This is a genomic window from Amycolatopsis methanolica 239, assembly GCF_000739085.1.
In the GTDB taxonomy this organism is placed as follows: Bacteria; Actinomycetota; Actinomycetes; order Mycobacteriales; family Pseudonocardiaceae; genus Amycolatopsis_E; species Amycolatopsis_E methanolica.
On record NZ_CP009110.1, the window covers coordinates 5,692,420 to 5,716,970 of the forward strand.

General features: G+C 72.0%; 29 protein-coding genes and 4 pseudogenes. 18 read left to right on the forward strand and 15 right to left on the reverse strand.

Annotated elements, in window-relative coordinates; all coding sequences use genetic code 11:
• Nucleotides 1-780, reverse strand: coding sequence for an enoyl-CoA hydratase/isomerase family protein (locus AMETH_RS27670; RefSeq protein ID WP_017984453.1), 780 nt, complete (start codon nucleotides 778-780; stop codon nucleotides 1-3).
• A 52-nt stretch (nucleotides 781-832) separates the two neighbouring features.
• Nucleotides 833-1,597: an ABC transporter ATP-binding protein gene (locus tag AMETH_RS27675; protein ID WP_051079557.1), complete on the reverse strand. Its 765-nt coding sequence runs from the start codon at nucleotides 1,595-1,597 to the stop codon at nucleotides 833-835.
• Between the two features lie 299 nt (nucleotides 1,598-1,896).
• Between AMETH_RS27675 and AMETH_RS27680 the strand changes: the two genes are divergently transcribed.
• Together AMETH_RS27680 and AMETH_RS27685 are read left to right on the forward strand one after the other, a co-directional pair.
• The gene (locus tag AMETH_RS27680) at nucleotides 1,897-2,433 is read left to right on the forward strand and encodes a cysteine dioxygenase (protein ID WP_017984455.1); all 537 of its coding nucleotides are present in this window, start codon (nucleotides 1,897-1,899) and stop codon (nucleotides 2,431-2,433) included.
• The gene (locus AMETH_RS27685; RefSeq protein ID WP_017984456.1) at nucleotides 2,433-2,825 is read left to right on the forward strand and encodes a rhodanese-like domain-containing protein; all 393 of its coding nucleotides are present in this window, start codon (nucleotides 2,433-2,435) and stop codon (nucleotides 2,823-2,825) included. The genes AMETH_RS27680 and AMETH_RS27685 overlap by 1 nt, the downstream gene beginning before the upstream one ends.
• A gap of 311 nt (nucleotides 2,826-3,136) precedes the next feature.
• Here AMETH_RS27685 and AMETH_RS40920 read toward each other — a convergent pair whose 3' ends face one another.
• The 5 genes and pseudogenes from AMETH_RS40920 to AMETH_RS27700 form a co-directional block, all read right to left on the reverse strand.
• On the reverse strand, nucleotides 3,137-3,412 hold the full coding sequence (locus tag AMETH_RS40920) for an MFS transporter (RefSeq protein WP_223843300.1): 276 nt from the start codon (nucleotides 3,410-3,412) through the stop codon (nucleotides 3,137-3,139).
• 67 nt (nucleotides 3,413-3,479) lie between these two features.
• Nucleotides 3,480-3,704, reverse strand: a pseudogene (locus AMETH_RS42795) (MFS transporter); the annotation flags it as partial.
• Nucleotides 3,677-4,441 carry an MFS transporter gene (locus AMETH_RS39405; protein ID WP_209436814.1) on the reverse strand — a complete coding sequence of 255 codons (765 nt, stop codon included), beginning with the start codon at nucleotides 4,439-4,441 and terminating at the stop codon, nucleotides 3,677-3,679. The gene AMETH_RS39405 and the pseudogene AMETH_RS42795, both read right to left, overlap by 28 nt.
• 54 nt (nucleotides 4,442-4,495) lie before the next feature.
• On the reverse strand, nucleotides 4,496-5,200 hold the full coding sequence (locus tag AMETH_RS27695) for an NAD-dependent epimerase/dehydratase family protein (protein WP_051079451.1): 705 nt from the start codon (nucleotides 5,198-5,200) through the stop codon (nucleotides 4,496-4,498).
• A gap of 75 nt (nucleotides 5,201-5,275) precedes the next feature.
• A complete protein-coding gene (locus AMETH_RS27700) occupies nucleotides 5,276-5,857 on the reverse strand; it encodes an IclR family transcriptional regulator (RefSeq protein ID WP_017984458.1) in 582 nt (193 codons plus the stop codon).
• Nucleotides 5,858-6,002: 145 nt separating this feature from the next.
• On the opposite strand from AMETH_RS27700, the pseudogene AMETH_RS40930 reads away from it, so the two are divergent.
• From AMETH_RS40930 to AMETH_RS39410, 3 genes and pseudogenes are all read left to right on the forward strand, one after another.
• Nucleotides 6,003-6,227, forward strand: a pseudogene (locus AMETH_RS40930) (mandelate racemase/muconate lactonizing enzyme family protein); the annotation flags it as partial.
• Between the two features lie 350 nt (nucleotides 6,228-6,577).
• Nucleotides 6,578-6,991: an enolase C-terminal domain-like protein gene (locus tag AMETH_RS41745; RefSeq protein ID WP_026153431.1), complete on the forward strand. Its 414-nt coding sequence runs from the start codon at nucleotides 6,578-6,580 to the stop codon at nucleotides 6,989-6,991.
• Between the two features lie 29 nt (nucleotides 6,992-7,020).
• Entirely contained in the window at nucleotides 7,021-7,182 is a 162-nt protein-coding gene (locus tag AMETH_RS39410; protein ID WP_017984461.1) for a dihydrodipicolinate synthase family protein, read from the forward strand.
• A gap of 284 nt (nucleotides 7,183-7,466) precedes the next feature.
• Here the strand turns inward: AMETH_RS39410 and glgP are convergent, their stop codons facing one another.
• Nucleotides 7,467-10,007, reverse strand: coding sequence for an alpha-glucan family phosphorylase (glgP, locus tag AMETH_RS27715; protein ID WP_017984462.1), 2,541 nt, complete (start codon nucleotides 10,005-10,007; stop codon nucleotides 7,467-7,469).
• A gap of 38 nt (nucleotides 10,008-10,045) precedes the next feature.
• On the opposite strand from glgP, the gene AMETH_RS27720 reads away from it, so the two are divergent.
• Nucleotides 10,046-11,482 (forward strand): neutral zinc metallopeptidase, encoded by a 1,437-nt coding sequence (locus AMETH_RS27720; RefSeq protein WP_017984463.1) that lies wholly within the window; start codon nucleotides 10,046-10,048, stop codon nucleotides 11,480-11,482.
• Between the two features lies 1 nt (nucleotide 11,483).
• Here AMETH_RS27720 and AMETH_RS27725 read toward each other — a convergent pair whose 3' ends face one another.
• Nucleotides 11,484-11,984: a MarR family winged helix-turn-helix transcriptional regulator gene (locus tag AMETH_RS27725; RefSeq protein WP_017984464.1), complete on the reverse strand. Its 501-nt coding sequence runs from the start codon at nucleotides 11,982-11,984 to the stop codon at nucleotides 11,484-11,486.
• Nucleotides 11,985-12,061: 77 nt separating this feature from the next.
• Here AMETH_RS27725 and AMETH_RS27730 point away from each other — a divergent pair, with 77 nt between their 5' ends.
• Together AMETH_RS27730 and AMETH_RS27735 are read left to right on the forward strand one after the other, a co-directional pair.
• Nucleotides 12,062-12,361, forward strand: coding sequence for a thiamine-binding protein (locus AMETH_RS27730; RefSeq protein ID WP_017984465.1), 300 nt, complete (start codon nucleotides 12,062-12,064; stop codon nucleotides 12,359-12,361).
• Nucleotides 12,362-12,431: 70 nt separating this feature from the next.
• Nucleotides 12,432-13,346, forward strand: coding sequence for a tetratricopeptide repeat protein (locus AMETH_RS27735; protein ID WP_017984466.1), 915 nt, complete (start codon nucleotides 12,432-12,434; stop codon nucleotides 13,344-13,346).
• A gap of 45 nt (nucleotides 13,347-13,391) precedes the next feature.
• Here AMETH_RS27735 and AMETH_RS38245 read toward each other — a convergent pair whose 3' ends face one another.
• Nucleotides 13,392-13,826, reverse strand: a complete 435-nt coding sequence (locus tag AMETH_RS38245) for an SDR family NAD(P)-dependent oxidoreductase (protein ID WP_410468218.1) — start codon at nucleotides 13,824-13,826, stop codon at nucleotides 13,392-13,394.
• A gap of 96 nt (nucleotides 13,827-13,922) precedes the next feature.
• Between AMETH_RS38245 and AMETH_RS27745 the strand changes: the two genes are divergently transcribed.
• Nucleotides 13,923-14,510, forward strand: a complete 588-nt coding sequence (locus AMETH_RS27745) for a LysR family transcriptional regulator (protein WP_017984467.1) — start codon at nucleotides 13,923-13,925, stop codon at nucleotides 14,508-14,510.
• 53 nt (nucleotides 14,511-14,563) lie between these two features.
• Here AMETH_RS27745 and AMETH_RS27750 read toward each other — a convergent pair whose 3' ends face one another.
• Entirely contained in the window at nucleotides 14,564-14,926 is a 363-nt protein-coding gene (locus AMETH_RS27750; protein WP_017984468.1) for a DUF3817 domain-containing protein, read from the reverse strand.
• Between the two features lie 284 nt (nucleotides 14,927-15,210).
• On the opposite strand from AMETH_RS27750, the gene AMETH_RS27755 reads away from it, so the two are divergent.
• From AMETH_RS27755 to AMETH_RS27775, 5 genes are read left to right on the forward strand one after another with little or no spacing between them, the layout of a single operon-like run.
• The gene (locus AMETH_RS27755; protein ID WP_017984469.1) at nucleotides 15,211-16,194 is read left to right on the forward strand and encodes a LacI family DNA-binding transcriptional regulator; all 984 of its coding nucleotides are present in this window, start codon (nucleotides 15,211-15,213) and stop codon (nucleotides 16,192-16,194) included.
• Entirely contained in the window at nucleotides 16,191-17,216 is a 1,026-nt protein-coding gene (locus AMETH_RS27760; RefSeq protein WP_017984470.1) for a class I mannose-6-phosphate isomerase, read from the forward strand. The genes AMETH_RS27755 and AMETH_RS27760 overlap by 4 nt, the downstream gene beginning before the upstream one ends.
• Nucleotides 17,216-17,983, forward strand: coding sequence for an ATP-binding cassette domain-containing protein (locus tag AMETH_RS27765; RefSeq protein WP_017984471.1), 768 nt, complete (start codon nucleotides 17,216-17,218; stop codon nucleotides 17,981-17,983). Before AMETH_RS27760 ends, AMETH_RS27765 begins: the two co-directional genes overlap by 1 nt.
• On the forward strand, nucleotides 17,980-19,014 hold the full coding sequence (locus tag AMETH_RS27770) for an ABC transporter permease (RefSeq protein WP_017984472.1): 1,035 nt from the start codon (nucleotides 17,980-17,982) through the stop codon (nucleotides 19,012-19,014). The genes AMETH_RS27765 and AMETH_RS27770 overlap by 4 nt, the downstream gene beginning before the upstream one ends.
• A gap of 32 nt (nucleotides 19,015-19,046) precedes the next feature.
• Nucleotides 19,047-20,021, forward strand: a complete 975-nt coding sequence (locus tag AMETH_RS27775) for an ABC transporter substrate-binding protein (RefSeq protein ID WP_017984473.1) — start codon at nucleotides 19,047-19,049, stop codon at nucleotides 20,019-20,021.
• Nucleotides 20,022-20,066: 45 nt separating this feature from the next.
• Here AMETH_RS27775 and AMETH_RS27780 read toward each other — a convergent pair.
• Nucleotides 20,067-20,780 (reverse strand): annotated as a pseudogene (locus AMETH_RS27780) (isocitrate lyase/PEP mutase family protein).
• Complete coding sequence (locus AMETH_RS27785; protein ID WP_038533514.1) at nucleotides 20,777-21,067, reverse strand: carboxymuconolactone decarboxylase family protein; 291 nt, start codon at nucleotides 21,065-21,067, stop codon at nucleotides 20,777-20,779. Before AMETH_RS27785 ends, AMETH_RS27780 begins: the two are co-directional and overlap by 4 nt.
• A gap of 125 nt (nucleotides 21,068-21,192) precedes the next feature.
• Between AMETH_RS27785 and AMETH_RS42235 the strand changes: the two are divergent.
• From AMETH_RS42235 to AMETH_RS42250, 4 genes and pseudogenes are all read left to right on the forward strand, one after another.
• Nucleotides 21,193-21,252: pseudogene (locus tag AMETH_RS42235) on the forward strand (hypothetical protein); the annotation flags it as partial.
• 136 nt (nucleotides 21,253-21,388) lie between these two features.
• Nucleotides 21,389-21,700: an aminotransferase class I/II-fold pyridoxal phosphate-dependent enzyme gene (locus AMETH_RS42240; RefSeq protein WP_323806994.1), complete on the forward strand. Its 312-nt coding sequence runs from the start codon at nucleotides 21,389-21,391 to the stop codon at nucleotides 21,698-21,700.
• Nucleotides 21,697-22,059 (forward strand): aminotransferase-like domain-containing protein, encoded by a 363-nt coding sequence (locus tag AMETH_RS42245; RefSeq protein WP_026153434.1) that lies wholly within the window; start codon nucleotides 21,697-21,699, stop codon nucleotides 22,057-22,059. The genes AMETH_RS42240 and AMETH_RS42245 overlap by 4 nt, the downstream gene beginning before the upstream one ends.
• Before the next feature lie 60 nt (nucleotides 22,060-22,119).
• Nucleotides 22,120-22,338 (forward strand): hypothetical protein, encoded by a 219-nt coding sequence (locus tag AMETH_RS42250; RefSeq protein ID WP_026153435.1) that lies wholly within the window; start codon nucleotides 22,120-22,122, stop codon nucleotides 22,336-22,338.
• Between the two features lies 1 nt (nucleotide 22,339).
• On the opposite strand, the gene meaB is transcribed toward AMETH_RS42250, so the two are convergent.
• Both meaB and AMETH_RS27800 read right to left on the reverse strand, forming a co-directional pair.
• On the reverse strand, nucleotides 22,340-23,308 hold the full coding sequence (gene meaB / locus AMETH_RS27795; RefSeq protein ID WP_020420201.1) for a methylmalonyl Co-A mutase-associated GTPase MeaB: 969 nt from the start codon (nucleotides 23,306-23,308) through the stop codon (nucleotides 22,340-22,342).
• The gene (locus AMETH_RS27800) at nucleotides 23,308-24,495 is read right to left on the reverse strand and encodes an acetyl-CoA C-acetyltransferase (protein ID WP_017984478.1); all 1,188 of its coding nucleotides are present in this window, start codon (nucleotides 24,493-24,495) and stop codon (nucleotides 23,308-23,310) included. The genes meaB and AMETH_RS27800 overlap by 1 nt, the downstream gene beginning before the upstream one ends.
• Nucleotides 24,496-24,551 lie beyond the last annotated feature (56 nt).

Here is a 24,551-nt window from a genome sequence, read left to right on the forward strand (position 1 = left end):
TCACTTCCCTTCGAAGGTGGCCTTGCCGGGGCCGTTCTCCACGAAGGAGGTCATGCCCGTGGTCTGGTCCTCGGTCGCCCACAGCGACGTGAACAGCTGCGTCTCCAGCTTGAGGCCGCTGGCCAGATCCATGTCGAGACCGCCGTCGATCGCGGCCTTGGCCTGCGCGAGCGCGACGGCCGGGCCGTTCACGAACTGACCCGCCCACTTCTGCGCGGCCGAGTAGACGTCGTCCGGCGCCACAAGCTGGTCGACCAGGCCCAGCGACAGGGCCTCCTCGGCCTTGACGAACCGGCCGGTGAACACCAGGTCCTTGGCCTTGCTCGGGCCGATCAGGCGCGCGAGCCGCTGCGTGCCGCCCGCGCCGGGGATGATGCCGAGCAGGATCTCCGGCTGGCCGACCTTCACGTTGTCGCCGGCGATCCGGTAGTCCGCGCCCATCGCCAGTTCGAGCCCGCCGCCCAGCGCGTACCCGGTGATCGCCGCGACGACCGGCTTCGGGATCGCGGCGACCGCGGCCACTGTGTTCTGCAGCTTCGCGCCGAAGGACCGCATCTCGACGTAGGAGCGGGTGACCATCTCCTTGACGTCCGCGCCGCCGCAGAAGGTCTTCTCCCCGCCGTAGAGGATCACCGCGCGCACGTCGGACCGCTCGGCCGCCTCCTGCGCGGCCACCGCCAGCTCGGCCGTGACCTGGCCGTTGATCGCGTTGACCGGGGGCCGCTCCAGCCGGATCGTGCCGATCCCACCGTCCACCTCGAGCCGTACGAACTCGCCCACGCTGGCATCCTCCTTGATCTTGCGGTGCTCCTACCGGCCGGTAGGAGTGACCTTACCGGCGACGCGCGAAGAAGCGGTCACCCGAGCGTTCGAGGACGAGGTCCTGGTCGAACGTCTTCGACAGGTTCTCGGCGGTGAGCACGTCGTCGACCAGGCCCGCGACCACGGCACGGCCTTCCCGCAGCAGCAGCGCGTGGGTGAAGCCTGGCGGAATTTCCTCGACGTGGTGTGTGACGAGCACCATGGCCGGGGCGTCCGGGTCCAGCGCCAGCTCGGACAGCCGGGCGACCAGGTCTTCCCGGCCGCCGAGGTCGAGACCAGCGGCGGGCTCGTCGAGCAGCAGCAGCTCGGGGTCGGTCATCAGGGAGCGGGCGATCAGCGTGCGCTTGCGCTCGCCCTCGGACAGCGTGCCGTACTCGCGGTCGGCCAGGTGCCGGATGCCCAGTGCGCCCAGCAGCTCCTCGGCGCGGCCGGTGTCCATCGTGTCGTACTGCTCGCGCCAGCGGCCGATCACCGCGTACCCGGCGCTGACCACGACGTCGACGACCTTCTCGTCCCCCGGCACGCGCGAGGCGATCGCCGCCGAGGTGAAGCCGATGCGCGGGCGCAGGTCGAAGATGTTGGTGCGGCCGATCTGCTCGCCGAGCAGGTGCAGCGACCCGGTGGTGGGGTGCAGTTCGGCGGCCGCGAGTCGGAGCAGGGTGGTCTTGCCTGCGCCGTTCGGGCCCAGCACCACCCAGCGCTCGTCCAGCTCGACCGACCAGTCGAGGCCGGCCAGCAGGTCGTTCTTGCCGCGGCGGACCCCCACCCCGGCCATCCGCACCACGAGATCGTCAAGGTCGTTCGGCTCGCTCACGGGCCCATTGTGGCCGCCGGGCGCCGCCGGAGTCCCGCCGCCCCCGTACCACTTGGTGGGACGTCACAGCGGGTAGCCGGATCTCGTGGCACGATGCGCTTCGTGAGCACCTCCCGGTACCCGCGGCGCCGCTTCTGGCGCAACCGTGCCGTCGATCTGGTGCTGGTCGCGTCCTGCGGGTGTAGCCCGACGCGGCACGGTCGCTGACCTGCCGCGCCTCGCCTCATCCCGATTTCACGCGACCTTACTGGGAGACCCCTGTGACTTCTGTCCTGCGTTCGTCCGAGATCCACCCGCGCCTGACCGGTACCGCGCTCGAGGAGCTGCTGCACCCCGAGCGGCTGCTGTGGACGCCCACCCAGCTCGCCGGCCTGACCCGCACCGTCACGCTGGAACTCGGCGCGCGGATCTCGGAGTTCCTGCACTTCGACGCCGACCAGCGGTGGTGGGCGCGGCTCGCCCTGACCGAGGGGATCGAGCTGTGGGTGCTGACCTGGCTGCCCGGGCAGGGCACCAAGCCGCACGACCACGGCGGCGCGGCCGGGTCGTTCACGGTGCTGCGCGGCGAGCTGTCCGAGGAGTACCGCTACCCCGGCGGCCCGATCCGGCAGCGCACCCACGTGACGGGCGACGGAATCGGGTTCGGCGCCGGGCGGGCGCACCAGGTGACCGGCGCGGGCACCGAGGCCGCGGCGAGCATCCACGCCTACTCGCCGCCGCTCGTGCCGACACGCGAATACGCCAGTCTGGCTGACGTGCCCGCCGAGATCCCGCCGCTGCCGGGCATCCTGCGGTGATGAACATCGACGAGATGCTGGCCTCCGCCCGCGCCACCCTGAAGCGGGCCGAGCCCGCCGACGCGTGGCGGCTGCAGGCCGAGGGCGCGCTGATCGTGGACATCCGGCCGATCGGCTACCGCGAGGCCGAGGGCGAGATCCCCGGCGCGGTGCCGGTCGAGCGGATCCACCTGGAGTGGCGCCTCGACCCGGCGAGCGACCACCGGCTGCCCGGGGTGCGCGCGGACCGGCCGGTGGTCGTGGTGTGCAACGAGGGCTACGCGTCCAGCCTGGCGGCGGCCGACCTGCGCCGGCTGGGCCTGTCCCTGGCGACGGACCTGGTGGGCGGCTTCCGGGCCTGGCGCGCCGCCGGGCTGCCGGTCCAGCCGGGGGGCACGCCGGCGGTTCCCTGAGGGGAGTTGTTTCTGGGTCGCGGTGGGGTGCGATGCGTGGCTGCGGTGGGCGGGCGCGTGAGCGACAGGGCTGCCGGTGCGCCCAACCAGAACGCCGGCGGTTCCCTGACGGGAGCCGCGGACGCGGGCGGCGCGCCGAAAACAAGCCGCGGAGCGGCGGTTCACGAAGGCGTGCCGGTCACCTCGACCGGCATGCCCACTCGCCTATCCGCCGGGGCACGCCTGCTCGCCTACCCCGCGAGGAGTCGCTGAAGACCAGCGTGTAGCCGGAGCGGGCGGGGGTCGTGACTTCTCCTGGACCGGTGGGGACTTCAGGCCCTGGGGCCTGCCGTCTCCCGCACGACCCGCAGGACGGTGACCAGCGTGATCGCGGCCGTGAGCATCACGTAGAACGCCGGCGAGAGCCGGTAGCCGCTGGCCGGGATCAGCCACGTCGCGATGTAGGGCGCCGTGCCGCCGAACAGTGACACCGCGATGTTGTACGGGATGGCGATCGCGCCCGAGCGGATGCGCGGCGGGAACAACTCGGCCATCGTCGCCGACACCGCGCCGTCGTAGGCGGCGATCAGCAGGCCCAGCACGACCATCCCCGAGGATGGCCAGGAACTCGTTGCCCAGCGACATCAGCAGCAGCGACGGCCAGGTCAGCAGGATCAACCCGGCGGTGCCCGCGATCAGCAGCGGGCGGCGGCCGATCCGGTCGGACAGCGCACCGGCGAACGGCACCGCCACCGCGACCACGGCCAGGCACACCGTGGACGCGACGAACGACTGCACCTTCGTGAAGTGCAGCGTGGTCTGCAGGTAGCTGGGCATGAACGTCTGCAGCGTCCAGTGCGCCACTCCCTTGATCACGACCAGCCCGGCCAGCACCAGCATCGCCTTGCCACCGGTGCGGAAGGTCTCGCGCACCGGCTCTCGGTGACCTCACCCCTGGCCTCCAGCTCGCGGAACTCCGGCGTGTCCTGCAGCTTGAGCCGCAGGTAGAGACCGGCCAGGCCGAGCGGCAACGCCAGCAGGAACGGCAGCCGCCACGCCCACGAGGTCATCGTCGCGTCCCCGAACGACGCGGTCAGCAGCAACGCCAGCCCCGAGCCGAAGACGAACGCGGCGAACCCGAACGTGTCGGCGAAGCTGGAGAAGAACCCGCGCCGGTTCGGCGGCGCGTACTCGTACAGCACCGGCACCGCGCTGGACGTCTCGCCGCCCGCCGCGAACCCCTGCACCAGCCGCGCGACGACGAGCAGCAACGGCGCGAGCGCGCCGACCGCGTGGTAGGTCGGCAGCACACCGATCGCGAAGGTGGCCAGCGACGTGGTGAGCACGACGATCGCGAGCACCCGCTGGCGCCCGATCCGGTCGGCCAGCGGCCCGAAGAACAACCCGCCCAGCGGGCGGATCACGAACCCGGCGGCGAACACCGCGAACGTCGACATCCGGGCCGCCGTTGGGGCGCCCGCGGCGAAGAAGTTCGCGGCGATGACGGTCGACAGGGTGCCGTAGATACCCATGTCGAACCATTCCACGAAGTGACCGGCGCCTGCGGCGAGCAGCACTTTCCGGCTGGGCACCTGGCCGGTGCTCACGGTTTCGGGCACAGCGACCTGTTCAGACATGACGACCTCGTTGTCCGTGTCGGAGTGGGGATCAGCGGAGTTCCGCTTCCGCGATCATGCGGGAGACGGGGAATTCAACGGTGAAGCCGAGCAGTTGCGGGCCTTCGCGTTGGAAGTCGTGTAATGCACCGCGGGACCGGGCAGGGATAAGTCCACATAGTCCAGTCCAGCACGGCGCGCCAGTTCCGGGACCAGCCAGTCGAAGTCGGCCGAGTCGTCCGCGCCGAGACCGATCACCTCGCCGTCGAGGCCGGGGGTTTCGACAGCGGCGACCACACCGGCCGTCAGGTCGCGGGTGTCTTGCGGTGCGGGAAGAACCGCGGCCCCGAGAAGAAGCTGTTGCGGTCGAGCAGTTCGGCGGCGTCCTTGGAAGTGGGAGAACCGCAGCACCACCGCCTCCAGCCCGCGGGTGCGGCGGTAGAAGTCCACAGTGTCCTCGGCGAGCTTCTTCGTCAGCCCGTACGCGCTCGTCGGCGCGCGCGGGTGGTCCTCGTCGAGCGGCTGGTAGACGGGTTGGCCCTCGGGGTAGACCTCGCCCGTGCTGGCGAGGACGAGCTTCGCGCCCGCCAGAGCCGCCGCTTCGGCCACGTTCGCGGTGCCGAGCACGTTGGTCTCGAACAGCGCCGCGTCGTCGGTCCGCTGCCACGACATCCGGGCAGCCAGATGCACCACCACGTCCGCCCCTGCGCAAACCGAAATCAGACCGTCCCGATCGGACAGTGGCAGGCTGACCGGCGGCGCGACGTCGATCGGCACCACAGTGTGGCCGCGTTCTTCGAGCCGTCCGGTCAGCGTGCGGCCCGAGCCGTCCCGCGGCCCCGGTGACGGCGATCCTCACCGGACCTCCCGCACCGGGGTGTGCACCGGGCCGAGGTAGCCGAGGCCGATGCTCACGCTGTCGGCCGCCTCCACGATGGTGCGCCCCAGGTCGGCCTCCCGCTCGTCGAGCGCGATCGCGGACAGCGCACCGGACAGCGAGATCGCGGCGACGACCGCGCCGGTGTGGTCCCGCACCGGCGCGGCGATGCACGCGCGGCCCAGCGCCAGCTCCTCGATCTCGGTCGAGTAGCCGCGGCTCGCGATCCGCGCGAGGTCGGCGTCCAGTGCCTCGAACGTCGTGATGGTGTGCGCGGTGAAGCCGTGCAACGGCTCCGGGCCCAGCAGTTCCCGGCGCTGCTCCGGCGCGAGGCCCAGCAGCAGGCCCTTGCCCATCGCGGTGGCGTGCAGCGGGTTGCGCTGCCCCATCAGCGAAAACGACTTCTGCGCCAGCTGGCCTTCGACGTTGAGCAGGTAGAACAGCTCGGCGCCGCGGCGCACCGCGACGTTCGCGCCGAGACCCAGTTCCCACGCCAGCCGCTGCGCGACCGGACGGGCGTGCCGGTAGATCGGGTCGTTGTTGAGCGCGATGCCTGCCATCGTCAGTACCGCCGGGCCGAGCTCCCGGGACGTGGTGGAGATGCCCAGCCCGACCTCCGCCGCGACGTCGGAGACCCGCAGCGAGGACCACGGTTACGTCGTGCGTGAGCCGTGGCGCAGCCTCTACTCCGGCCGGTTCGAGACGATGCTCGTCCGTGTCACCTCCGAGGACGGCACCACTGGCTGGGGCGAGGCGCTGGCGCCGGTGGGCCCGGAGGTGCCGGCCGCGATCGTCGACCGGATGCTCGCCGGCCGGCTGACCGGCCGCGAGATCACCGGCGTCCGCCCACTGTGGCTCGGCCTGCGGGACCTGATGCGTGAGCGTGGGCACCTGGTCGGGCACCAGGCCGACGCGCTGGCCGCGGTCGACATCGCACTGTGGGACCTCTACGGCAAGCTGACCGGACTTTCGGCGGCCGACCTGCTCGGCGGGGCGGTGCGCACGCACGTCCCGGCCTACATCTCCGGCCTCGCCCGTTCCGCCGACGCCGAGCGCGCCGCGCTGGCCGCGGACTGGGTCCCCAAGGGGGCGACCCAGGTCAAACTGGCGCTGGGCAAGGGAATCGAGGCGGACCTGGCCACGTTCGACGCGGTCGCCGAAGCCGCGCCGTCGATGCGGATCGCGGTCGACGCGCACTGGGCGTACCGGATCGGCGAGGCCGTCGAGCTGGGCCAGGAACTGGACCGGCGCAAGTCGCGCTGTTCTTCGAGGCCCCGCTGGTGCCCGAGGACGTCGGCGGGCACGCCGAGCTGGCCCGCCGGATCCGCACGCCGGTCGCGGTCGGCGAGGCCATGCGCAACCGCTACGAGTTCGCCGACTGGCTCGGCCGCCGCGCCCTGCGCCTGGCGCAGCCGGACGTGGCCCGCACCGGCATCACCGAGGCGATGTCGATCGCGGAACTCGCGTCGGCCCACCACGTGCCGGTCGCCTGCCACCACTCGGTCGGCCTGGGCATCGCGCTCGCCGCCGGGATCCACGTGTCCTCGGCCTGCGCGGACACCCGTTCTTCGAGTACCAGCCGGACACCATCCCGGTCGCGCAGAGCATCCTGCGCACCCCGCTGGCCGCCGGGCCCACGGGGTTCGCCGTGCCGACCGGGCCCGGGATGGGCATCGACGTCGACGCCGACGTGATCACCGAACTCGCGAAGGAGAACTGACCCGTGCCGGACACACCCACCGGTCTCATCCCCATCCTGGCCACGCCGTTCACCGCGGACGGCGAGCTGGACCTGCCCTCGCTGCGGTCGCTGGTGGAGTTCCAGCTGTCCTGCGGCGTCGAAGGGCTCGCCGTGTTCGGCATGGCCAGCGAGGGCTCGCGCTGACCGCGGCCGAGCGCGAGGTCATCCTGCGCGAGGTGCGGGCGATGACGTCGCTGCCGGACGTCGCCGGGGTCAACGGCACCAGCACGGTGACCGCGCTGGAACAGGTCCGCGCCGCGGGTGACGGCGGGGCGGACCAGGTCATGGTGCTGCCGCCGTTCCTGGCCGGCGTTCCTGTGCCTCCCCGCAGGCGTCGTTCGTCACCGGCGTGGTGCTCCCGGTCGACACGGGCTGTCGATCGCCTCGCCCGCCGCCTTCCTCCGCCCGGACCTGCGCGCCCGGTTCCTCTAGGCCAGCACCACTTTGCCCAGCTCAGCAGGCGTCGCCAAGAGGTCGTGCCGCGGCAGGATCCGCACCGTGTAGCCCAGGGAGCCGGCCCGGGGCAGCCGCAGCGTCGCGGTGTACTCGCCCTCCTGGGACGGCTCCATCCGCACCGTCATCGGCTCCGCCAGCTCGTCGGTGTCACCGACGCGGCCGACCACCGTCTGGACCTCCACTTCGGACGGCGCCAGCCCGGCCAGGTCCACCTTCGCCCGCACGCGGACCTCGTCGCCGACCACCAGACGCTCCTGCGCCTCCACCGTCAGCTCCGTGTCCAGCACCCGCACCTGACGCCACACCGCGTCGACCCGCCGTCGGTACTCCGCCAGCGACCGCGCGCCCGCGTAGCCGTCCGCGCTCGCCGCCGCGCTGGTCACCGCCGCCGGGTGGTAGGCCGTCTCCACGTACTCGCGCACCATCCGCGACGCCTGCACCCGCGGCCCCAGCTCGTCGAGCGTGTGCCACACCATCGACATCCACCCGCGCGGCACGCCCGCGTCGTCCCGCTCGTAGAACAGCGGCGCCACCTGCTGGCCCAGCAGGTCGTACAACGCGGCCGACTCCAGCTCGTCCCGGCGCAGCGGGTCGGTCACGCCGTCCGCGGTCGGGATGGCCCAGCCGTTGCTGCCGTCGTAGCACTCGTCCCACCAACCGTCCTTGATGGACAGGTTGAGCCCGCCGTTGAGCGCCGACTTCATGCCCGACGTGCCGCACGCCTCCAGCGGCCGCGTCGGGTTGTTCAGCCACACGTCGCAGCCGCGGTAGAGGTAGCGCGCCATCGACATGTCGTAGTCGGGCAGGAACACCATGCGCCGCCGCACCGCGGGGTCGTCCACGAACCGCACGACCTGCTGGATCAGCGCCTTCCCGCCCTCGTCGGCCGGGTGCGACTTGCCCGCGACGACGATCTGCATCGGACGTTCCTCGTCCAGCAGCAGCGCACGCAGCCGTTCCGGGTCGCGCAGCATCAGTGTCAACCGCTTGTACGTCGGCACGCGACGGGCGAACCCGACTGTCAGCACGTCCGGGTCGAACACCTGGTTCACCCAGCCCAGCTCCAGCGCCGACGCGCCGCGCTGCAGCCACGCGTTGCGCACCCGCCGCCGCACTTCGAGCACGAGCTTCTGCCGCAGGTCCCGCCGCAGCGCCCACAGTTCCTCGTCGGAGACACCCATCTGGCTGGGCAGTTTGCCGTCGTGCCCCCACGCCTTGTGCTTGCCGCCGAGCAGCGCGGTCAGCTCACGCGCCACCCAGGTCGGCCCGTGCACGCCGTTGGTGACCGAGGAAATCGGCACCTCGGCGTCGTCGAAGCCCGGCCACAGCCGCGCGAACATGCGCCGCGACACGCGCCCGTGCAACTGGGACACGCCGTTGGACCGCTGCGCCAGCCGCAGGCCCATGTGCGCCATGTTGAACATGCCCGGGTTGTCCTCGGCACCCAGCGCGAGGATCCGCTGCAGCTCCAGCCCCGGCAGCAGCCGCCCGTCGCCGAAGTAGTGCTGCACCAGGTCTACCGGGAACCGGTCGATGCCCGCCGGCACCGGGGTGTGCGTGGTGAACACGGTGCCGGCGCGCACCGCGGACAGCGCCTCGTCGAACGCCAGGCCGTGCTCGTCGATCACCTCGCGGGCGCGCTCCAGGCCGAGGAACCCGGCGTGCCCCTCGTTGGTGTGGAACACCTCCGGCTGCGGGTGACCGGTCAGCTCGCAGTAGCGCCGCACCGCGCGCATGCCGCCGATGCCTGCCAGGATCTCCTGGCGGATGCGGTGGTCGGCGTCGCCACCGTAGAGCCGGTCGGTGACGCGGCGCAGGTCCTCGTCGTTGGCCTCGACGTCGGTGTCCAGCAGCAGCAACGGCACGCGCCCGACCTGCGCCTGCCACACCTGCGCGTACAGGTCGCGCCCGCCGGGCATCGCGACGTGCACCAGCACCGGCTCGGAGTCCTCACCGGTCAACAGCTCCAGCGGCAGCGCGCTCGGCTCGATCACCGGGTAGTGCTCGACCTGCCAGCCGTCCAGCGACAGCGACTGCCGGAAGTACCCCGACCGGTAGAGCGGGCCGACCCCGATCAGCGGCACCCCCAGGTCGGACGCCGCCTTGAGGTGGTCGCCGGCGAGGACGCCGAGGCCGCCCGAGTAGTTCGGCAGCGCCTCGTGCACCCCGAACTCCATCGAGAAGTACGCGATCGCGGCCGGCGCCCGCTCCCCCTGCGGGCGCTGCTGGTACCACCGGTCCTCGGTCAGGTAGCGCTCCAGGTCGTCGCTCATCGCGTGGACCCTGGCGAGGAAGTCCTCGTCACCGGCCAGCTCCGTCAACCGCGCCGGCGACACCGCGGTGAGCATCCGGAGCGGGTCCCGCACGCGCCGGAACAGCTCGTCGTCCATCGACGCGAACAGGTCACGGGTCGGCGGGTGCCACGTCCAGCGCAGGTTGGTGGCCAGCGCGCGCAACCCGGCCAGCGGCTCGGGCAGGCTCGCGCGGACGGTGAACCGGCGGATTGCTCTCATGGGGATCGACGATATCGGTAAAGTGCGCTGCGACAAGCGTGACGAACATCGAGGGGGCCGGGGTGCGGCGATCGCTGGTGGCGCTGAGCGGGGTGCTGGCGCTGGGACTGGCCGGTTGCAGCGACGGGAGGTCCGCCCCGGTGTCCGAGGGTGACGTCGCCGGGCTGCCGATCAGCCACTTCGAGAGCGGTCTCAAGCCGGCCGCGCCCGAGCCGGACCTCGACGTGACCAACGTCAGCAGCGACGAGGCGGACCGGGTAGCCGTCGCCACCATCGCCGACGTCGAGGACTACTGGTCCGACGCGCTGCCGGGCAACTTCGACGTCAAGTTCGAGCCGGTGAAGTCGCTGCTGTCCTACGACTCCGACGGCGAGAACCAGGAGAACGGCTGCGGCGACACGAAGGGCAACGCGAACGCCTTCTACTGCAACGTCGACGACTCCGTGGCGTGGGACCGCGGCGTGCTGCTGCCGACCATGATGGACCAGTTCGGCCCGCTGTCGGTGGTCACGGTGCTGGCGCACGAGTTCGGCCACGCGGTGCAGTACCGGCTCGGCGACAAGGCGGGCATCAGCCGCAACACGCCCACGATCGTGAAGGAGCAGCAGGCCGACTGCTTCACCGGCGCCTACTACCGCTGGGTCGCGGAGGGCAAGAGCAAGTACTTCGCCGTGTCCACCTCCGACGGGCTGAACTCCGCGCTGTCGTCGCTCTTCCTGGTGCGGGACAGCGCGGGCACCTCGGCAACCGACCGGTCCGCGCACGGCACCGGGTTCGACCGCACCTATGCCTTCCAGATCGGGTTCGAGCAGGGGCCGACGGAGTGCGCGGCGATGACCCTGGACAGCATCCAGCCGCGGCTCACCGAGCGGCCCTTCGACTCCGGCGACCGGGACGGCGACATCGAGGTCGACCAGGAGGCGATCGGCCTGCTGAAGGACAGCCTCGACCAGGCGTTCGCTGGCGCCAAGGTGCAGGCGCCGGAGATCGTCGACGACGGCGCGTCCTGCCCGAACGGCTCGGCCACCCCGCCCGCCACCTACTGCACGAGCGACAACACGGTGCGGATCGACCTCACCGCGCTGGCCGAGCTGGGTCAGCCGGTGGACCAGGAGGGCGAGTTCACCGGGTCCAGCAGCGGCGGGCACGGCGACTTCGCGGCGTTCTCCGAGGTCGCGTCCCGGTATGCGATGGGCATCCAGAAGGGCGTCGGCGCTTCGCTGGACAACGCGAACGCCGGCTTGCGGACAGCGTGCCTGGTCGGCGCGTGGGCGGCGGTGGCCGCGCAGGAGGGGCAGCAGATGCGGCTGTCGGCCGGCGACCTGGACGAGGCGATCTCGGACCTGCTGCGGCCGGACTCGTTGGTCGCGGCCGACGTGGACGGCAAGCCCGCCGCCAGCGGGTTCAACCGCGTCGAGGCCATGCGCACCGGCTACCTGCAGGGTTCCGGCCCCTGCAGCACCCAATACGGCTAAGTCAGCCCATGAAGTCGCCGGTCGCCTTACGGACCTTGGTGAGCAGCTCGGACAGCTGCTCGGTCTGCTTCGGCGTGAGACCGACGAGCCCGAAGTCGATCGAGGTGACCGCCTTCGTCGCCTCCTCCAGCCGGGCGTGACCGTCGTCGGTGATCTCCACCAGCGTGGTGCGCCGGTCGGTCGGGTGCGGCACCCGCTTGACCAGCCCGTCCTTCTCCAGCCGGTCGACGATGTTGGTCACGCTGGTCGGGTGCAGCTGGAGGCGCTCGCCCATGACCCGCATCGGCAGCGCCCCGCGGCGCGCGAACGACAGCAGCACGAGCGCCTCGTACCGCGCGAAGGTGAGACCGTGCGGTTTGAGCGCGCCGTCGACGGCCGACTGGACGATCTGCTGCACGCGCATCACGCCGGTGACCGCCGCCATCGTCGCGGACGGCCCGATCCGGTCCTCCCACAGCTGCGCGGCGCGGGCGATCGGGTCGAAAGGCAGCGGGCGGTTCATGGCAGGGAAGCTACCAGCGGGTTCTTGACCGAGGGGGCAGGGTAGTGCGCAAAGTGTCGCAAGTGTGAGGAGAGCCGATGATCGTCGCCTTCAGCGTGAGCCCGTCCGGCGGTGACCCGGACGGCGGAGTCAGCGAAGCGGTCGCCAGGGCGGTGCGGGTCGTCCGCGACTCGGGCCTGCCGAACTCCACGAACGCGATGTTCACCAACGTCGAGGGGTCCTGGGACGAGGTCATGGACGTGGTGAAGCGGGCGGTGGAAGCGGCGGGCGAAGGCGCCGCCCGGGTGTCGCTCGTGCTCAAGGCCGACATCCGGCCGGGCTTCGACAGCGGTCAGCTGGAGGCGAAAGTGGAGCGGTTGGAGGAGCACCTCCGGTGAAACGCCGGACAGTACATGCCAGGATGGAAGCGTGACAAATCCACGCGCATCAGCAGCGAAGTCAGCCGCCATGTCCGCCGCGCTGTCCGGCGCGGTGGATCTGTCCGCGCTCAAGGCCAGGGCCGAGGCCCAACGCAACGCCCCGCCGCCGTCGAGCGGCGCACCGGCCGGGGGCGGCGGCGCGAGCGCCGCGGTCATCGACGTCACCGAGGCCACGTTCCAGGCCGAGGTCGTCGAGCGGTCGCTGCAACAGCTCGTCGTGGTGGACCTGTGGGCCGACTGGTGCGGGCCGTGCAAGCAACTGAGCCCGGTGCTGGAGCGCCTGGCCGAGCAGTCCGGCGGCGCCTGGGTGCTGGCGAAGGTCGACGTCGACGCCAACCCGCGCATCGCGCAGGTCTTCGGGGTCCAGTCGATCCCGACGGTCGTCGCGATCGCCGGCGGGCAGCCGGTCAACGCGTTCTCCGGCGCGCTGCCGGAGCCGGAGATCCGGCAGTGGCTGGACCAGCTGCTGGAGGCGCTGAAGGGCAAGCTGCCGGGCATCCCGCCGTCCGGCGCGGACGGCGCGGAGGAGCCCGAGGACCCGCGCTTCACCGAGGCCGAGGCCGCCTTCGAGCGCGGTGACTTCGCCGCCGCCGAGGCCGCCTACCAGCGGATCCTGGACGTCGAGCCGGCCAACGAGCTGGCCAAGGCTGGTCTGGCGCAGGTCCGGTTCGCCGCCCGCGCCGCCGAGGCCGACCCGTCGGCCGTCACGCGTGCCGACGCGTCCCCGGACGACCTGGACGCCCAGTTCGCGGCTGCCGACTACGAGGTGGCGACGGGCAAGGTGGAGGACGGGTTCTCCCGGCTCATCGATGCCGTGCGCCGCACGGCGGGCCCGGACCGCAACCGCGTCCGCGAGCACCTGGTCGGCCTGTTCGACCTGTTCGACCCGGCCGACGAGCGCGTCGCGGCGGCCCGGCGGAACCTCGCGTCGGCCCTGTTCTGAGAGGGCGTTCTCCGCGCCGCCAGGTGCGGCGCGGAGAAGCCCGCCTCACCAGGGATGACGCCGTCGTCGTCGACGTTCGTGTCGGCGAGCGCGCGGGCGTACTGCACGGTGATGCTGTTGAGCATCGACTTCGACGGCGCGTACGCTCCGAACGACGTCGAGGTCCAGTGTGGTCGGATCCTGCGCGCCGCCGTCGGTCCGGCCGCCGATGCCCACGTTGTTGACCACGACGTCGAGCCGTCCGGCTCTGCGATCGATCGTCGCCGCGGCCGCGGCGACGCTGTCGTCGGAGGTGACGTCGAGGGCCACCCCGACCGCGTCGGCACCCGTGGCGCGCAGCCGCTCGACAGCCTCCTCGCCTCGGGCGTCGTCGCGCGCCCCGACGGCGACCGTGTAGCCGATCGCGCCGAGCCCCTGCGCGATGGCGTAACCGATTCCCTTGTTCGCGCCGGTGACCAGCGCGATCTTCGTGTAGTTCACGCGGCCCATGCTCGGCTCGCGGGAACGCGCTGTCCAAGATCAGCTCGCTATGCTGTGATACTCGGGAGATATCACCGCGTAGGCTCGAAACCGTGCGTGATCTGGAAACCCCGCGAGCTCCGGTACTTCGTCACCGTCGCGGAGGAGCTGCACTTCGGGCGCGCCGCCAAGCGGCTCGGGATCGCGCAGCCGCCGCTCTCCCGCGCCATCCGGCAGCTGGAACAGCGGCTCGGCGTCCGGCTGCTCGACCGTGACCGCCGCGGAGTGGCGCTGACCGAACCCGGCCGGGTGCTGCTGCGCGAGGCCAAGGTGGCCCTCGACGCGGTCACCGCCGCCGCGGCCGAACCGGGCGCACCGCCGGTCGACGTCCTCCTGTGCGAAGTGGGCGAGCAGGCCGGGTTGCCGCGCGACGGGCAGGCCGACGTGGCGATCATGCACCGCCCGTTCGACGATCTCGCCGGCTTCGACACCGAGGACCTCGTCGTCGAAGGCCAGGTCGCGATCCTCCCCGCGGCGCACCCGCTCGCGGCCCGCGAACAACTCACGCTCGCTGAAGTCAGCGACGTCCCGGACCTGCCGATCGCGCCGGAAGTCACGACCGTGCTCGGCTGGCCGGCGAGCAGCCGGTCACCCGCAGTCGCCGCGCTCGTCCGCTCGGCGGCCGGGCTATACAAAAACCCGTGACAGCACGAAGCGCCGCCGCCACAGGTCGTGGCGGCGGCGCTTCGGGGTGAAGATCAGGCGGAGACGGTGTCGCGGACGATCAGGCCGGTGCCGCCGTGGGTGAGGCGCTCCGGGCCGTCCAGCTTGCCGGTGCGCAGGGCCCAGGTCTCGAACCACCAGGTGAACAGCGGCGGGATGCTCGCCAGCAGCGCGGTCACCACGGTCTTCGGACGCCAGCCGAGCGGCTTGAACACGGCCAGGGTGACGACCAGGTACACGACGAAGACGACGCCGTGCACCATGCCGAGCACCGGCACGCCGCCCTCGTTCGGGGCGTCGACGACGTACTTCAGGAACATCCCGATCAGCAAACCCGCCCAGGACAGCGCCTCGGCGACGGCGGCCACGCGGAACACGAGAGCGGCCTTGCTGGTCACTGCTTTCCTCCTTGTGAGAAGCACATGAGAAAACGTCCGACTCCGGTCTACGTCAACCACGCTGTCGGACGTTTCAGTACCCAGTGTGAGGCGTGATGGTCCTCACGGGTACCTCGGGGGTCGTGATCATCATCACGAGCCGCCGTCCACAGGGAATCGGGGTAGCCCCGCGATCACGACCCGTCGCCGGGCGGCGGTTGACACACCGCCGCCGGGTGGTGTGAAATCCACCCGCTATGACAACGTTGTCGCCCGGTCCGGGGAAGGCGTCGCGGCGCGCGACGATGAACGACGTCGCCCGTCTGGCCGGGGTGAGCATCAAGACGGTCTCGCGGGTGGTCAACAACGAGCCCGCGGTGCACCCGGAGACCGCGGAACGCGTCCTGGCCGCCATCGACGAGCTCGGCTTCCGGCGCAACCTCGGCGCCCGCAACCTGCGCCGCGGCTCGACCACCGGCACGATCGGCCTGGTCGTCGAGGACGTGGGCAACCCGTTCTACTCCGAGCTCACCCGCGCCGCCGAGAAGGTCGCCACCGCGTTCGGCAGGCATGTGCTGTCCGGCTCGTCGGAGGAGGACTCCGACCGCGAACGCGAACTGGCCCTCGAATTCTGCGCCCGCCGGGTCGACGGGCTGCTCATCGTCCCGGCCGGCACCCAGCACGGCTACCTGCTGCCGGAGATGCACGCCGGCACGCCGGTGGTGTTCGTCGACCGCCCGGCCGGGGACATCGCCGCCGACACCGTGCTGGTCGACAACCTGGGCGGCACCGTGGAAGCGGTCGCCCACCTGGCCCGGCAGGGGCACCGCCGGATCGCGTTCCTCGGCGACCGCCCCGACATCTACACCGCCGCCGAGCGCCTGCGCGGCTACCGCGAGGGGTGCGCCCGCGCCGGGGTCCGCTTCGACGAGCGCCTCGCCATCCTGCGCCCGCCCACCAGGCAGAGCGTCGCGGACGCGGTCGCCCGCCTGCTCGCCGGGCCGGATCCGGCCACCGCGATCATCGCGGGCAACAACCGCGTCACCGTCCACCTGCTGCGGGCGCTGGCCCACGTCACGCCGCGCCCCGCCGTCGTCGGTTTCGACGACTTCGAACTCGCCGACCTGCTCGACCCGCCGGTGACCGTCGTCGCGCACGACGTGAGCCGTCTCGGGTCGGCGGCGGCCGAGCTGTTGTTCGCCCGCATCAACGGCGATGCCTCCGCACCGAGAAAGGTTGTCCTGCCCGTGCACCTCGTCCCCCGCGGCTCCGGTGAGGTGGCCCCGTGACCGCCCCGATCAAGCTCCCGGCCAACCAGCCCGCCCAGTTCTACCGCGGCGGCGCGGCGATCGCCGCGCTGCGCGGAGTGTCCGAACAGGACTCCGCGTTCGGCCCGGAGGACTGGGTCGCCTCGACCACGACGCGCTTCGGCCAGGAGGAGTCCGGGCTGACCCGGCTGCCCGACGGCCGCTGGCTACGTGACGCCGTCCGCGACGACCCGGAGTCCTGGCTCGGCGCCGAGCACGTCGCGGCGTTCCGCGACTCCACCGCGCTGCTGGTCAAGCTGCTCGACGCCGGCCAGCGGCTGCCGGTGCACTTCCACCCCACCGACGCCTTCGCGCGCAAGCACTTCGACTCGCACTTCGGCAAGACCGAGGCCTGGATCGTGGTCGGCACCAGCGGCGACGACCCGCGCGTCTACCCCGGCTTCCGCGAGACGGTCAGCCCCGCGACCGTCGACGGCTGGGTGCGCGAGCAGGACACCGACGCGATGCTCTGCGCGCTGAACAGCGTCCCGGTCCGCCCCGGCGACACGGTCTACATCCCGGCCGGCCTGCCGCACGCGATCGGCGCGGGCGTGTTCGTCGTCGAGCTGCAGCAGCCCACCGACTTCTCGCTGACAATCGAGTGGCGCAACTTCCTGGACGATCCGGACAAGGGGCACCTCGGCCTCGGGTTCGACACCGCGCTGCAGGCGCTGGACACCTCCGGCTGGGACGACGAGCGGCTGGCGGGCATCGTCAAGCACACCGCGGACGAGCCTGGGTCCACTGTGGACCTGCTGGCGGCGGGCTCGGCGGAGTTCTTCCGCGCCGACCAGCTGCGCCCGTCCCCCGCGCTCGCGCTCGACCCGGCGTTCGCCGTGTTCGTGGCGCTCGACGGGCAGGGCACGCTGCGCACCGAGCACGGCGGCGAGATCGCCGTGGCCAAGGGCGAGACGCTGGTCGTCCCGCACGCCGCCGGGCAGCTCGAACTGGCAGGCGACCTGACCGTCATCCGCTGCCGTCCCCCGGCCCCCGGAGCGCGCTGATGAACGACACCGTCCTGCTCGACGCGCGGAACCTGGTCAAGCACTACGGCTCGGTGGAGGCCCTGCGCGGCGCCTCGTTCCAGGCCCGCGCGGGTGAGGTGACCGCACTGATCGGGGACAACGGCGCGGGGAAGTCCACCCTCGTCAAGTGCCTGTCCGGTGCAGAGCAGCCGACCTCCGGCGAGATCCGGCTGGACGGCAGGACGGTGTCGCTCGACTCGCCGGTGACCGCGCGGCGCCTCGGCATCGAGACGGTGTACCAGGACCTCGCGGTCGCCCCGGAGCTCGATCCGGCGGCGAACCTGTTCCTCGGCCGGGAAATCCGCCGCAAGGGGATCCTCGGCAGGCTCGGCATGCTCGACAAGGCCGAGATGCGGCGGCGCGCGGTCGAGGAGTTCGACCGGCTGGGCGTGACGCTGCAGAGCACGGACGTGCCGATCGGCTCGCTGTCCGGCGGGCAGCGGCAGAGCGTCGCGGTGGCGCGCTCGGTGGTGTGGGCGTCGAAGGTCGTGTTCATGGACGAGCCGACCGCCGCGCTCGGCGTGGTGCAACGCGAGCGGGTGCTGGACGTCATCCGGCGGGTCCGCGACGAAGGGATCGCGGTGGTGCTCATCAGCCACAACATGCCCGAGGTGCTGTCGGTGGCCGACCGGGTGGAGGTGCTGCGGCTGGGCACGCGCGTGGCCCGGTTCGTAGCGTCGGAGACCAAGCTCGAGGACCTGGTGGCGGCGATGACCGGCGCACTGACCCACGAGGAGGCGGCGTGAGCACGGCGGTCCGGACCGAGGTGAGCGGCGAGATCGGCAAGCGGTCCCTGGGACAGCGGCTGATCGGCGCCAACACGTTCTGGATCGCGCTGGTGCTGCTCGCGCTGATCGCCGTGTTCACGGTGCTGGCGCCCAACGAGTTCGCCACCGTGTTCACGTTCCAGACGCTGCTGATCGAGACGTCGGTGCTGCTGGTGCTCTCGGTCGGCATGACGTTCGTGATCATCACCTCCGGCATCGACCTGTCCGTCGGCTCGGTGCTGATCTTCGCCGGCATGGTGTGCGGCAAGACGATGGAGGCGCTCTCCGGCGGCAACGCGAGCACGGCCGGGTGGGGTGTGATCACCGTCGGACTGGTCGCGGCGCTGCTGGCCGGGACGGCGTGGGGGCTGATCAACGGGTTCCTCATCGCGGTCGCGAAGATCCCGCCGCTGATCGTCACGCTCGGCTCGATGGGCGCCGCGCTGGGGGCGGCCTACCTGCTCAACGGCGGCTCCGACGTGCGCAGCGTGCCGGCCACGCTCAACCGCACGCTCGGTTACGGCACCTCGTTCGGCGGAGTCCCGAACCTGGTGCTGGTGGCCGCGGTGATCACGTTGATCGGCGCCTGGCTGCTGCACACCACCCGCTTCGGCCGCTACACCTACGCGGTCGGCTCGAACGCCGAGGCCGCGCGCCGGGCCGGGATCGGGGTGACCGCGCACCTGCTCAAGGTGTACCTGCTGACCGGGTTCCTGGCCGGGGTGGCGGGTTTCCTGTCGCTGGCCTACTACGCCTCGACCACGATCACCGCGCACACCAACGACAATCTCAACGCGATCGCGGCGACCGTGATGGGCGGGACGAGCCTGTTCGGCGGCGTCGGATCGGTGCTCGGCACCGTGATCGGGGTGTTCATCCCGGCGGTGCTGAAGAAGGGCTTCAACATCACGCACGTCCAGGATTTCTGGCAGATGATCGCGGTCGGCGCGGTGCTGGTGGCCGCGGTGTGGTTCGACCAACGGCGCCGCCGGGCGCGCAATTCCCGCTGAAACCCGTACGACGAGGTAGGGAGAGGGATCGGATGAAGTTGGTGCAGATCGCCGGACTGGCGGCGACCGCGGTGCTGCTGGCGGCCTGCGGGTCGGGCCAGGTCGGCGGCTCCGGGGGCACGCCGGCCGAGAACAGCAAGCGGCTCACGCTCATCCCGGGTGTGCAGGCCGAGCCGTTCTACATCTCGATGCACTGCGGCGCGCAGGCCGAGGCGCAGAAACTCGGCTACACGCTGGACACCTCGGCGCCGCAGAAGTTCGACGCGGCGCTGCAGACGGAGAAGGTCAACGCGCTGGGCTCGAACCCGCCCGCCGCGCTGCTCATCGCGCCGACCGACGACACGGCGATGCTCGCGCCGATCCAGCAGGTCGCCTCGCGCGGGGTGAAGATCGTCGAGGTCGACACGTCGCTGAAGGACACCAGCGTGGCGCAGTCGTCGATCTCCTCGGACAACACGGCGGGCGGTCAGCTCGCGGCGGACACGCTGGCGCAGCTGGCAGGCGGGCAGTCCGGTTCGGTGCTGGTCCTGGACACCATCGCGGGCACCTCGACCACGAACGCACGCGCGGCCGGGTTCGAGGAGCAGCTGAAGAAGTACCCGAACCTCAAGTCGGTCGGCATCCAGTTCACGCAGAACGAGCCGGACCAGGCCGCGTCGAAGGTGACCGCGGCGCTCGCGTCGACCCCGGACCTGGTGGGCATCTTCGCGACGAACCTGAACACCGGCGAGGGCGCGGCGACGGGCCTGCGCAACGCCGGCAAGGTGGGCCAGGTCCAGCTGGTCGGTTTCGACGCCAGTCCGTCCGAAGTGGAGGGTCTGCGCAACGGCGAGTACCAGGCGCTGATCGCACAGGACCCAGCGATGATCGGGCAGCAGGGCGTGCAGCAGGCGGTCGCCGCGCTGGAGGGCAAGCCGGTGACGCGCAACCTGACGGCGCCGCTGCACTCCATCACGAAGGCGAACATGGACGCCAACAGCCAGTACTTCTACAAGCAGTCCTGCTGAGGGGGCCGGGGAGGTGCGCCCCTGGGGATGCACACCTCCCCGGTTTCACCGCAGCGTCTTCAGGTGCTCGGCCAGCCACCCGCGGGCGGCCCGCCACAAGCCGGCGCCGAGCGAGACCCGCGCGACGCCCAGCTCGGCCAGCTCGGCGACGGGACCGTTGGCGTTGACCGCGGCCGGGCTCACCGCCCGCACGAAACTCGGCCAGCACCTTCGCGGTCGCGCAGCAGGATCGGGTACACGCAGTCCGCACCGGCGTCCAGGTACGCCCGTGCGCGCTCGATCGCCGCCGGCAGCACCGCACGCGGGTCCGGAGCGCGCAGGAACACGTCGATGCGGGCGTTGATCACCAGGTCCCGCCCCGCGGCCTCGCGCACCGCCGCCAGCCGTGCCGCCTGCTCCTCGACCGGCCGCACACCGCCGCCCGCGTGGTCGGTGTCCTCGTAGTTGCAGCCGACCGCGCCGGTGGCCCAGCAGCCGCTCGGCGAACTCCGGTCCGGGCAGCCCGTAGCCGCTCTCGGCGTCCACCGTCACCGGCACCGACACCGCCCGCGCGATGCGTGTGGCGGCGGCGAACATCTCCTCGGCGGGCGCGGCCTCCCCGCCCGGGTAGCCCAGCGCGGCGGCGACGACCACCGACGACGTGGCCACCACCGGGAAGCCGGCCTCCTCGACCAGCCGCGCGGTGTCGGCGTCCCACGCGTTCGGCAGGAGCAGCGGTTTACCCGGGACGTGCAGCGCCCGCAGCGCCTCGGCGGTCACTTGGGGTCCGCCGGGAGCGGCTTGTGGCTGGTGACGCCGAGCCGGTTGAACGCGTTGATCACCGTCGCCACCCACGCGACCGCGACGTACTGGTCTTCGGTGAACACGCTGGTCGCCTGCTGGTAGACGTCGTCGGGCACGTCCTGGTTCTGCGGCAGCCGGGTCATCGCGTCGGTCAGCGCGAGCGCGGCCCGTTCCAGCTCGGTGTAGAGGTCGACGGTGTGCAGGTGGAGGATCGACTTGTAGGCCTCGGGCAGCGCGGCGGACAACTGGATTCGCTTGGTCATGACGACCACGCTGTCCGCCGCTGGCACACGGGTATGGTCCAGTTCTGGGGCGCGTTCGTGGTCCAGTTCCGACCTGCAACCTCGACTGGTCGCCGTCCGCGGGCAGGCGCGGGCTGGCGGACGCGTTGCGCCATGCCATCCGCGAAGGCCGCCTCGCGCCTGGCACGGCGCTGCCCTCGACGCGTGCGCTCGCGGCCGTCCGCGGAACCCCGCGAGAAGTCCGGGCCGCCCACGTCCGCCTGGTTCCAGGACGCGCGCTGGGACCTGTTCCCCGGCCGGCCCGACCTGTCGTCGTTCCCCCGCACGGCGTGGGCGTCCGCCATGCGCCGGGTCCTGCAATCGCTGCCCGCCGGGTCGTTCGACTACGGCGACCCGGCCGGGCCCGCCGTGCTGCGCGAAGCCCTGGCCCGGTACCTCGCACGCAGCCGGGGCGTGCTGGCCGATCCGGACCGGATCCTGGTGTGCGGCGGCTACTCCCACGCGATCAGCGTGCTCGGGCACCTGTTCCACGAGATCGCCTTCGAAGACCCGTCGCTGCCGGAGTTCCGCGACGGCGCGGCCAAGGGCGGCGCGGTCGCGGTGGACGAACGCGGCATCCGGGTGTCCGAACTGGACAGTCCGGTGCCGTCGTGACCTCGGCGCACCGATACCCGCTCGGGATCACGCTCGCCCCGGAACGCCGGTCAGCGCTGGCGTGCTGGGCGGCCGCGGGTGGCCTGGTGATCGAGGACGACTACGACGGCGAGTTCCGGTTCGACCGCCAGCCGGTCGGTGCGGTGCAGTCGCTCGCGCCGGAGCGGATCATCTACGCGGGCGGGGTCAGCAAGACGCTCGCGCCGTCGCTGCGGATCGGCTGGCTGGTCCTGCCGCGGCGCCTGGTCGGGCCGGTGCTCGACACGATGACGGCGCTGGGCTGGCGCGCCCCGGTGATCGACCACCTGGCACTGGCGGACCTGCTGAACTCCAGCGCGTACGACCGGCATGTCCGGTAGCGCCGGGTCGCCTACCGCCGCCGCCGCGACCGGCTGATCGCCGCGCTACCGCCGGGGTTCGTGCCGGAAGGCATCTCCGCGGGACTGCACCTGGTGCTGCGCGTGCCCGACGAAGCCGCCGTGCTGCGGGCGCTGCGCGCGCGATCGGTGGCGGTGGACTACCTGAGCCGCTACTGGACGGGCACCGGACCCGGCGGACTGGTGATCGGCTACGCGACCCCGGCCGAGCACGCGTTCGGCCCGGCGGTGGAGGCGCTGGTGGACGGCCTGCGCGCCTGAGTCACCCGCGGCCGGCGCGCAGTGCCGCGAGCAGCTCGTCGGCCGCGGCGTACGGGTCCAGCTCGCGCTCGACGACCTTCTTCGCCACCGCGGGCAGGTGCCCGCCGCCGTGCAGGTCGGTCAGCCGCGCCTGCAGCTCGCGCAGCGCGATGGCCGCCACCTCGTCCGCGGCTCGCTCGGCGCGGCGGCGCTCCAGCTCCCCGTGCGAAACCAGCCAGTCGTGGTGCTCGGACAGCGCCTTGACCAGGTCCTGCGCGCCTTCGCCGCGCGCGGCGACCGTCCGCACGATCGGCTGCCGCCAGCTCTCGCCGCGGATCTCCCGCCGCGCGTAGGCGATCATCTGCTTCAGGTCGCGCACCACGGTCTCCGCGCCGTCGCGGTCGGCCTTGTTCACCACGAACACGTCGGCGATCTCCAGCACCCCGGCCTTGGCCGCCTGGATCCCGTCGCCGAGCCCGGGCGCGAGCAGCACCACCGTGGTGTCGGCCAGCTTCACGACGTCCACTTCGGACTGACCGACCCCGACGGTCTCGATCAGGACGACGTCGAACCCGGCGGCGTCGAGCACCCGCACGGCCTGCGGCGTCGCCCAGGACAGGCCGCCCAGGTGCCCGCGGGTGGCCATCGAGCGGATGAACACCCCCGGATCGGTGGCGTGCTCGGTCATCCGGATCCGGTCGCCGAGCAGCGCCCCGCCCGAGAACGGTGACGACGGGTCGATCGCGAGGACCCCGACCCGCTTGCCCTCCGCGCGCAACGCGGACAGCAGCATGGACGTCGAAGTCGACTTGCCGACCCCGGGCGGCCCGGTCAGGCCGATCACCCGCGCCCGGCCGGTGTGCGGCGTGAGCGCCGCGGCGACCTCACGCAGGCGCGGGTGCGCGTCCTCGACCAGCGAGATCAGCCTGGCGACCGCGCGCGGCTGTCCCTCCCGCGCGCGGTCGACGAGCTCCCCGACGTCCAATGGCACTACAGCGCGGGCACCTTGATCAGCAACGCGTCGCCCTGGCCACCGCCACCGCACAGCCCGGCCGCGCCGAGGCCGCCGCCGCGGCGGCGCAGCTCGTGCACCAGGTGCACGGCCAGGCGGGCACCGGACGCGCCGATCGGGTGGCCGAGCGCGATGGCACCGCCGTCGACGTTCACGATCTCCGGGTCGATGCCCAGCGCCTTGGTCGACACCAGGCCGACCGCGGCGAACGCCTCGTTGATCTCGACCAGGTCCAGCGCGCTCGCGTCCAGCTTCGCCTTCGCCAGCGCGGCCTTGATCGCGTTGGACGGCTGCTCGTGCAGGCTCGCGTCCGGGCCGGCGACGACACCGTGGGCGCCGATCTCGGCGAGCGGCTCCAGGCCGAGCTCCTCGGCCTTGGCCCGGCTGGCGACGACGACCGCGGCGGCGCCGTCGGAGATCTGCGATGCCGAGCCCGCGGTGATGGTGCCGTCCGAGGCGAACGCCGGACGCAGCTTGGCCAGGCTCTCCGCGGTGGTGTCGGCGCGCACGCCCTCGTCGGTGTCGAACACGACCGGGTCGCCCTTGCGCTGCGGGATGGACACCGGCGCCAGCTCGGCCTTGAACCGGCCGGCTTCGGCGGCCGCGACCGCGCGCTGGTGCGAGCGGGCCGAGAAGGCGTCCTGGTCCTCGCGCGTGATGCCGTAGCGGGAGTTGTACTTCTCCGTGGACGCGCCCATCGCGCACTGGTCGAACGCGCAGAACAAGCCGTCGTAGGCCATGTGGTCGAGCAATGCGGTGTCGCCGTACTTGAAGCCGGACCGCGACTTCGGCAGCAGGTGCGGCGCCTGGGTCATCGACTCCTGGCCGCCGGCCACCACGAGGTCGAATTCGCCTGCGCGGATGAGCTGGTCGGCCAGCGCGATGGCGTCCAGGCCGGACAGGCACACCTTGTTGATGGTCAGCGCGGGCACGTCCATCGGGATGCCCGCGGCGACCGCGGCCTGACGGGCCGGGATCTGGCCCGCGCCCGCGGTGAGCACCTGGCCCATGATCGTGTACTGCACCTTGTCCGGGGACACCCCGGCCTGCTCCAGCGCGGCCTTGATGGCGATCCCTCCGAGTTGCGCGCCGGTGAAGTCCTTCAGTGAACCGAGCAGACGCCCGATCGGGGTACGCGCGGCACCCAGGATGACGGAACCGGACACAGCAGCCTCCAACAGACGAACGACGGCGGTCGATCCGACGATACCCGGAGCGGCCG

What these genes read in the sequence shown, in the direction of transcription:
- AMETH_RS27675 (WP_051079557.1), bottom strand. Translation starts at nt 1,597, where the DNA reads ATGGCCGGGGTGGGGGTCCGCCGCGGCAAGAACGACCTGCTGGCCGGC.
- AMETH_RS27685 (WP_017984456.1), top strand. Translation starts at nt 2,433, where the DNA reads ATGAACATCGACGAGATGCTGGCCTCCGCCCGCGCCACCCTGAAGCGG.
- AMETH_RS40920 (WP_223843300.1), bottom strand. Translation starts at nt 3,412, where the DNA reads ATGGTCGTGCTGGGCCTGCTGATCGCCGCCTACGACGGCGCGGTGTCG.
- AMETH_RS39405 (WP_209436814.1), bottom strand. Translation starts at nt 4,441, where the DNA reads ATGTCTGAACAGGTCGCTGTGCCCGAAACCGTGAGCACCGGCCAGGTG.
- AMETH_RS27700 (WP_017984458.1), bottom strand. Translation starts at nt 5,857, where the DNA reads ATGGCAGGCATCGCGCTCAACAACGACCCGATCTACCGGCACGCCCGT.
- glgP (WP_017984462.1), bottom strand. Translation starts at nt 10,007, where the DNA reads ATGAGAGCAATCCGCCGGTTCACCGTCCGCGCGAGCCTGCCCGAGCCG.
- AMETH_RS27725 (WP_017984464.1), bottom strand. Translation starts at nt 11,984, where the DNA reads ATGAACCGCCCGCTGCCTTTCGACCCGATCGCCCGCGCCGCGCAGCTG.
- AMETH_RS27730 (WP_017984465.1), top strand. Translation starts at nt 12,062, where the DNA reads ATGATCGTCGCCTTCAGCGTGAGCCCGTCCGGCGGTGACCCGGACGGC.
- AMETH_RS27735 (WP_017984466.1), top strand. Translation starts at nt 12,432, where the DNA reads ATGTCCGCCGCGCTGTCCGGCGCGGTGGATCTGTCCGCGCTCAAGGCC.
- AMETH_RS27755 (WP_017984469.1), top strand. Translation starts at nt 15,211, where the DNA reads ATGAACGACGTCGCCCGTCTGGCCGGGGTGAGCATCAAGACGGTCTCG.
- AMETH_RS27765 (WP_017984471.1), top strand. Translation starts at nt 17,216, where the DNA reads ATGAACGACACCGTCCTGCTCGACGCGCGGAACCTGGTCAAGCACTAC.
- AMETH_RS27775 (WP_017984473.1), top strand. Translation starts at nt 19,047, where the DNA reads ATGAAGTTGGTGCAGATCGCCGGACTGGCGGCGACCGCGGTGCTGCTG.
- AMETH_RS27785 (WP_038533514.1), bottom strand. Translation starts at nt 21,067, where the DNA reads ATGACCAAGCGAATCCAGTTGTCCGCCGCGCTGCCCGAGGCCTACAAG.
- AMETH_RS42240 (WP_323806994.1), top strand. Translation starts at nt 21,389, where the DNA reads ATGCGCCGGGTCCTGCAATCGCTGCCCGCCGGGTCGTTCGACTACGGC.